This is a genomic window from Streptomyces synnematoformans (genome assembly GCF_039531005.1).
GTDB classification, from domain to species: domain Bacteria; phylum Actinomycetota; class Actinomycetes; order Streptomycetales; family Streptomycetaceae; genus Streptomyces; species Streptomyces synnematoformans.
The window spans coordinates 84,197-91,962 of sequence record NZ_BAAAPF010000004.1; the positions used below are offsets into that span (position 1 = coordinate 84,197).

Annotated in this window: 2 protein-coding genes and 1 pseudogene; all 3 read right to left on the reverse strand. The window is 74.5% G+C overall.

The window, feature by feature from the left end; translation table 11 throughout:
- Positions 1-42: 42 nt before the first annotated feature.
- Positions 43-5,148, reverse strand: a complete 5,106-nt coding sequence (locus tag ABD317_RS02685) for a DNA repair ATPase (protein ID WP_344287415.1) — start codon at positions 5,146-5,148, stop codon at positions 43-45.
- A gap of 136 nt (positions 5,149-5,284) precedes the next feature.
- Complete coding sequence (locus tag ABD317_RS02690; RefSeq protein WP_344287417.1) at positions 5,285-7,324, reverse strand: SPFH domain-containing protein; 2,040 nt, start codon at positions 7,322-7,324, stop codon at positions 5,285-5,287.
- 86 nt (positions 7,325-7,410) lie between these two features.
- Positions 7,411-7,766: pseudogene (locus ABD317_RS02695) on the reverse strand (hypothetical protein); the annotation flags it as partial.

Genomic DNA, 7,766 nt, shown 5'->3' on the forward strand with positions numbered 1-7,766 from the left:
TCGTGCACCGTAGGGTCGCGTCCCCGAATCCACCAGCCCCGCTCACCGTCCCCCGGGGCGGGTCGCGGCGTAGGCCGCCTTCACCGCCTCCCAGCGTTCCGCCTGCGGCTCCGTCAGCCGGCCGCGCAGCTCGGCGAGCTTCAGAAGATTCGCCTCCGCGCCCTGGGCCAGCGTCTGCGCCTCGCCCAGGTAGTGGTCGTCGATCAGCGCCTCCACCTCGTCGTCGTTCATCACCGGCATGATCCGCTCGGCGAGCCTGTTGGTGTTCCGGTACGAGCCCTGCAGCTTGAACGGCGGCTCGGTGCGGGCGGCGTCGGACTGCGCCGCGGAGGCGATGTAGGCCGCGTTGACCTTGAGCACCGTGTCGCGGACGTGCAGCAGCCTGCGCAGCACGCCGAGGACCTGGTCCAGTTCGGCCGTGGCGTACGGGTGGGCGAGGCGGTCGGCGCGGGCGTCGGCGTCGCCGCGGGCGAGGCGGACCAGGAGGTCGGTGTCGGCGCGTTCGCGGGAGGCGAGCGGCGCGAGGACGGGGTTGGAGGTGAGGGCGTTCTCGATGTGGCTGAGGGCGAACAGCTGCTCCCTGCCGGACAGGACGTCGCCGAGGTTCCACACGTCGGCGCGGTTGGCGAGCATGTCGGGCACCTGGAAGCGGGCCCCGGACTCGGTGAACGGGTTGCCGGCCATGCACACCGCGAACCGCTTGCCGCGCAGGTCGAAGACGCGCGAGGAGCCGTCCCACACGCCCTCCATGCGGCGCTGCGCGTCGCACAGCGAGACGAACCGCTGCAGCAGCTCCGGCGATGTGTGCTGGATGTCGTCGAGGTAGAGCAGGGTGTTGTTGCCCATGGCGAGGGCGAAGTTGATCTTCTCGACCTCCCGGCGGGCGCCCGCGTCCGGGGCGGCCGCCGGGTCGAGGGAGGTGGTGCCGGTGCCCAGCGCCGGGCCGTCGACCTTGACGAAGACCAGGCCGAGCCGGGCGGCGACGTACTCCATCAGCGACGTCTTGCCGTAGCCGGGCGGGGAGAGCAGGAGCAGCAGGCCCTGGCTGTCGGTGCGGCGGGCGCCGGACTCGCCGCCGGCGGTGCCGAGCTGCTTGGCGAGGTTGTCGCCGATCAGCGGCAGGTACACCTCGTCGAGGAGCCGGTTGCGGACGAACGTCGACATGACCTGCGGCCGGTACGTGTCCAGGCGCAGCCGCTCGCGCTCGGCGCCGACGAGCGCGGTGCGCCGGCGCAGGTACTGCCGGTAGGCCGGGACCCGTACGTCGCTGAACTCGGCGGTGCGGGCGAGGAACTCGTCGAGGCGCACCACGAGCCGCCCGCCGTCGATGCGGCGATGGCTGCCGAGCAGCCCCTCGACGGCCGTCTCGGTAACGGCGCCGGAGTCCTGCCGGGCGAGGGCGGCGCCGGTGACCTCCACGGCGACGGCCTCCGCGAGGCCGGCGGCGTCGGCGCCCGTGCCGGCCGCGTACGCGCCGAGCCAGGCGGCGGCGAGCTGGTGCCGGGCGGCGAGGGCGCCGGCGCGGGCGTCGAGGTCGCGCGCGTAGTCCTTGGCGCCGCCCGGGCCGAGCGCCTCCAGGAAGCCGGTGCGCAGCGCGCGGGCCGCGGGGCCGGTGACGAACGCGGGCGGGTCCGCGGCGGCCAGCTCCTCGAAGAGGTACGCGCCGACGTCGGCGCGGGCCCGGGCGCCCGGCAGGGGCAGCCCCGCCGCGGTGTGGAACTCCGCCGCCCGGGCCGCCAGTTCGTCCGACAGCTCCGCCACCGTGCCGTCGGTGCGGCCGAGCCCGAACGCCGCCCGGGCGCGCGCCAGCGACCGGGCGCGCGTCGACCACCCGGCGCGCTCCTCGACCCCGGTCCCGTACGCCCAGAACAGCTGCGCCGCGGCCCGCACCTCCGGGGTGAACCGCAGCAGCCCGCACTCGTCGCGCAGCCGCAGCAGCGCGCCGAGGATCGCGGCCGCGAACCCGTCGTGCACGCCGCGGTCGTACCGGACGGCGTACGCCGCCGCGGCGGCCTGCCGCGCCAGCTCCGCCAGGCCGTCGACGCCGCCGTCACCCCCGCCGCCCTCGCCCGCGCCGTCGCCTGCCGCCGCCGCCAGCTCCGCAGCGGGAGCCCCGGCGAGCAGCCGCGCCGCCAGGTACTCGCCGCGGTAGACCGCGGGCGACTCGGAGACCAGCGGCTGGTCCCAGAAGTCCCGGGTGTCCGCGAAGCCGGGGTCGGCCACCGGCGCCCGGTAGTCGGTGCCGGTGATCACGAACACCGGCTCCCCGTCCTGCGGCACGAGCGTCAGCTCGGCCGGCCGGGAGTTGACGGCGAACCGGTGCCGGCCCAGGCGCAGCGTGCCCTGCCCGTCGTCGTAGAGGTCGGCGCGGTCGCGCAGGGCGCGCACCGCCTCCTGGCGCGCGGCCTTGAGCCGCCCCTCCAGCTCCTCGGCGCGTACGGTGTCGCCGAGGGTGCGCAGTTCCGCGGCGGTGGTACGGACCTTGGCCACCAGCGGGTCGGAGGCGAAGAAGGTGTGGACGTCGTCCGCGCTCCGCAGGGCCGCGGTCCGGCGGGAGACGGTGCCGAGGATCCGCTCGGCGGACCGCGCCAGCCGGTCGGCGTGCCGGGCGCGCTCGTCGAGCTGCGCCTGCTTGCGGGCGGAGAACGCCTCGTGGACCTCCTCGCGGCGGGCGGCGATCTGCTCGGCGAAGTCCTCCGCGGAACCGAACTTCGCCTCCAGGTCCTCCAGCCGGAGCATGAGCCGGCCCAGCTGCTCGTCGCAGTCCTCCGGCGTGCCGGCCGCGGCCAGCCCGCCGGTCACCGCCTGGCCCAGCAGCGCGAACTCGGCGGCGAACTCGGCGCTGCCCTCCTGCTCCCGCAGCTCCCGGCGGCGGCCGTCGAGCCGCGCACGGGCCCGGTTGACGGCGCCGAGCACCTCGCCGATGCGGGCGAGGATCGACGTCCGCAGCGTCGCGTCCGCCAGGTCGAGCGTGCCGATCACCTCGGTGACCGCCTGCAGCGCCGCGGCCTGCTCGTCGATGCGCCCGGCGACCGGCTCCGCCGCCGCGGCCGTCGCCACCGCGCCGGCCTCGGCGGCCAGCTCGTCGGCGGTCGAGCGGGCGGCGTCGAAGGCGGTCTCCTCGCTGAGGAACGCCACCGCGCGGCGGCCGGCGGCCGCCAGCGACTCCGCCAGCTGCGCGTCGAGTTCGTCGATGCGGCCGAGGTCGGCGTAGCGCTGCTCGCGCAGCGTCTCCAGCCGGCCCTGGGAGCGGCGGAGCCCGGCGATCTGGGTCACCCAGCCGTCGGCGGTGTCCGGCGCGGTGCCCCGGGCCCGGCGCACCTGGCCGGTGATCCGCGCGGCGGCCTCGTCGACGGCCGCGGCGGCCTGGGCGCGCAGCTCCTCGACCCGCTCGAACTCGTCGATGACCTGCTCGGCGGTGGTACGGACCGACTCCAGCGGCGCGGCGAGGTCCCCTCCCCCACCGGCTGCACCCTCACCGGCGGACGTACCCCCTCCCCCGCCGGCTACGCCCTCACTGGCGGGGGCACCCCCAATGGCCGGCTCGCCCAGCCAGTGGTGGTGGTCGGCGACGCGGTTGGCGGCGGCGACGATGGCCTCGAAGACGGCACGGCTGGGCTCCATCTCGTCGGCCATCCGCGCCACCGACAGGCAGTCGGAGATCCCCCGCACGAGTTCGGCGTTGCCGATCCTGGCCAGCGGCCCGGTGCCGGCGGGCTGGGCGGCGGCGTGCGCGTCGGACACGTACGGGGTGCGCCACACCTGCACGGGGTGCACGCGGGTCGGCTCGCCGCCGGCCGCCGTCCGCAGGACGATCATCGTGCCGTCCTCGAAGAGCGACCAGCCGTGCGTCTGCCAGAGGGTGGCGACGTCCTTGCGGATGACGTTGTACGGCAGCAGCAGGGTGCGGCCCTCGGCGCGGGCGTGGAAGACGTAGAGGACGTCCTCGCCGTTCGGGGAGTGGACGACGCCCTGGTATTCGAGGTCCTTCGTGTCGGTGTCGAAGGTCCGCGCGGCGCTGCCCGCGGGGACGTCGGCGAGGTAGTAGCCGCCGGGGAAGATGACGCCCTGCTCCTCCGGCAGCCGGCGGCAGGCCCGGCCGAGGCCGTCGAGCCGGACGACCTCCTTGGAGCGGGTGTTGTAGACCAGGTGGCGGCGGGTCTTCTCGTTGTACGGGAGGATCCGCAGCAGGACCAGGGGGCCGACGAGGGCGTAGTCGATCTCGGCGTCCGCGAGCGACTGCAGCGGTTCGTCCACGGGCTCGCTGTAGATGCCTTCACCGGTGTCGGTGCTGTCCTCGGCCTTGAGGGTGAGGGTGCCGCCGACGCACTCGACGAAGACCAGGCCGCGGACGGAGACGTGCGGGTGGCGGCCCTGCACGTGGTCGGCGCGGGTGGTGGCCGTCCACTCGAAGTCGTGGGCGGGCGGGAAGACGTGGTCGCGCTCGCCGCGGTTGTCGACGTAGGCGACGGCGCCGTCCGGGGCGACGCGCCAGCGCAGCACCCGGATGTCGGTGAGCGCGTTCCCCGTCTGGAAGACGGCGAGCAGGTGGGAGCCGGCCAGCCGCAGCTGGAGGAGCTGGGTCTCGCGGTAGTAGCGGTACAGCTCGGCGAAGTCCCGGCGGAAGGCGGGGTCGTCGAGCAGGCCGGGCACGGCGTCCTGGGACGCGGGGCGGAACCGTATCGCCGCGCCGTCCGCGCCGCCCCCGCCCTGCCCGCCCTGCCCGTCGTGGCCGCCTTGCGCGCCGCCCCCGTCTCCGTGCCCGTCCTCGCCCGCGTCCGCGCCCCGGTCCGTGCTCTTCCCGGCTTCGTCGGCGAACTCGAAGTGCTGCAGCGAGAACACGTCGGCGACGTCGGTCTCGGGCTTGAGGCCGAGGTGGACGTTGTAGCCGAACAGCAGCACGCCGCCGATCTGCACGATGTCGCGGGGCACGCAGTTGTGCTCGGTCCGGATGCGCTCGGTGCCGGCGAGCCGCGCCTCGGCGCCGCCGAACGCCGCGACGCGGCGGGCGTTGAGCGTCTCCGCCCGGCGGGCCAGCTCCTCGGCGGCGGTGCGCAGCCGGTCGCGCAGCACCTCGTACGTGCCGGCCGCCAGGGCGTCCGGGCTGCCGTGTACCTGCGGCGGGGCGGTCTCCACCTCGTCCTCCACCTCGTTCGTTGTCGTTCCCGACGTTCGTGTCGTCGCGTCCAGCGACGCGTCGCGGCCCGCCGGCCGGCCCCGGCCCGAGGGCCGGGGCCGGGCCCCGGGGCCGGATTCCCGGCCCCGCCCGGGCCGTCTACTCCTTCTACTCCTTGGTCAGCGGCACCGCGCCGTTGACCGCCGCCGGGCCGACCAGCGACGCCGCCGGGAGGTCCGCCGCGCCGCTCGCGCGGGCCGCCTCCAGCAGCTGGGCCAGGGCCCCGGCGTGCGGGCCGTCCGCCGCGATGAGCCGGGTGAGCAGGCCGGCGACGCTCAGGTCCCGCAGGCCCGTCGCGCCGAGCCCGGCCGCCATCGTCGTCACGTCCGACGTGAACGTGCTGTCGGACCGCAGCCACGGACCGGCCATCGCCTGCACCGACTCGGAGCTGCCGACGAAGCCGTCGACGCTCTTGCCCATCGACACCGCGTTCACCAGCTTGTCGAAGAAGACGCTGTCCCCGCCGACGATGCTGATGTCGGCGTTCTCCAGCCCGGTGGCGAGCACCGTCGCCTGCGCCTCGGCGATCTTGCGGCCCACGTCGACCTGCGCCATCCGGATGTCCTTCTCCGCCTCCAGCCGCAGCCGGTACTCCTCGTGCTCCCGGCTGGCCGCGTCCAGCGCGGCCATCGCCGCCGCCTTCTCGTTGATGCCCGCGGCCTCCGCCCGGAGCTTCTCCCGCAGCCCCTCGGCGCCGGCGAGCGCCTTGTCCCGCTCGACGTCGGCCTCCGCCTTGCCGACCTTGGCGACGGCCTCCGCGCTGCGCTCCTGCACCTGGGCGGCGGCGAGCCCCTCGGCGGCCGCGTCGGCCTGCTTGCCCTCGGCCAGCCGGATGGCCGCCGCCGCGTCCAGCTCGGCGGCCTTGCGGCGGGCCTCCGCCATGGTGAGCTCCTCGGCGGCCCGGTGGTCCGCCGCCTGCTCGGCGGCCTCGGCGGCCTTGATGTCCTTGACCAGCCGCTCCTGCGCCTCCGCCTCCGCGGCGATGATCAGCGCCTGGCGCTCGCGCTCGGCCTCCTCGACCGTACGCAGCTTCTTGATCTCCTCCTCCTGCTGCGCCACCGTCTTCTCGACCGCGATCCGCTCGCGGACGACGTCGGCGATGTCCCGCTTCTCGCCCTCGACCTCCTTGTCCTTGGCGATCCGGGACAGCTCGGTCGCCCGCTCCCGGGCGATGACCTCCAGCAGCCGGTCCTTCTCGATCTTCTCGTTCTCGATCGCGACGACCCGCTCGCGATTGAGCTGGGCGACGGCGACCTCGCGCTCCCGGTTCTCGTTCTGGATGCCGAGCTGCTCCTCGGTCTTGATGTGCGCGGTGTGCGCCTTGAGCCGCTCCTCGGCCTGGACCTTGGCGGTCTCGGCCTCCTCCCGCGCCCGTACGATCCCGACCTCGCGCTGCTGCTTCGCCTCGGCGTCGGCCTGGCGGCGTTCGAGTTCGAGGACGGCCTCGCGGGCCTCGACGTTCTTGCGGGTGATCTCCTTCTCCTCGTCCCGCCGCAGCTCGTTGGTGCGCACGTTCTCGACCGCGGTCAGCTCGGTGATCTTCCGGATGCCCTGGGCGTCGAGGATGTTCTGGCCGTCGAGCTGGGCCATCGGGGTCTGCTCAAGGTAGTCGATGGCGGCGTCCTCAAGGCTGTAGCCGTTGAGATCGGTGCCGATGATGCGGATGATCCGGTCGCGGAACTCGTCGCGCTTGGTGTAGAGGTCGGCGAAGTCGAGCTGCTTGCCGACGGTCTTGAGCGCCTCGGAGAACTTGGCGTTGAACAGCTGCTGCAGCGTGTCCTGGTCGCTGGCCCGCTCGGTGCCGATCGCCTGCGCCACCTTGATGACGTCCTCGACGGTCTTGTTGACCCGGACGAAGAACGAGATGCGGATGTCGGCGCGGATGTTGTCCCGGCAGATCAGCCCTTCCTTGCCGGTCCGCTCGATCTCCATGGTCTTCACGGAGATGTCCATGAGTTCGGCCTTGTGCAGCACCGGCAGCACGACGGTGCCGGTGAAGGTCACGTCGACCTTGCGCATCTTGGAGACGATCAGCGCGTGGCCCTGCCGCACCTTGCGGAACAGCCGGCTCACGGCGAACAGCAGCGCGAGCCCGATGACGAGGGCCACGGCTATCAGCACGCCGAGTCCCGTGGTGATGGCGTTCATGAGTTCTTCTTTCTCTGCGGTCTGAATGTGCGTGCGTGTCAGCCGGAGGCGCCGGGACGCCGGGGGGCGCCGGGACGCCGGGGACGTCAGGGAGGCCCGGGGACGTCGGGGAGCCCGTCGGCGGATGCGACGCGGAAGAACTCGCCTTCGGCGTCGTAGTCGAAGATCAGTGCGCGGCTGCCGGCCGCGAGGCCGTTGCCGTCCTCCGCGCGGATCTGAACGGTCGCGCCGGAACCGTCGGCCGCGGTCACCTCCGCCTGGCCGTACGCGGGGGTGACGGCAGCGGTGCGCACGACGCACACGCGGCCGACGAAGTCCCCGCGGGCGACCGGCCTGCCGGTGCCACCGAGGCGGCGCAGCGGGCGGTCGAGCAGCCGGGCGGCGTACCAGCCGGCGGCCAGCGCCAGCACCAGGCCGGCCGCCCGGGCCGCCCAGGCGAGCG

What these genes read in the sequence shown, in the direction of transcription:
- ABD317_RS02690 (WP_344287417.1), bottom strand. Translation starts at nt 7,324, where the DNA reads ATGAACGCCATCACCACGGGACTCGGCGTGCTGATAGCCGTGGCCCTC.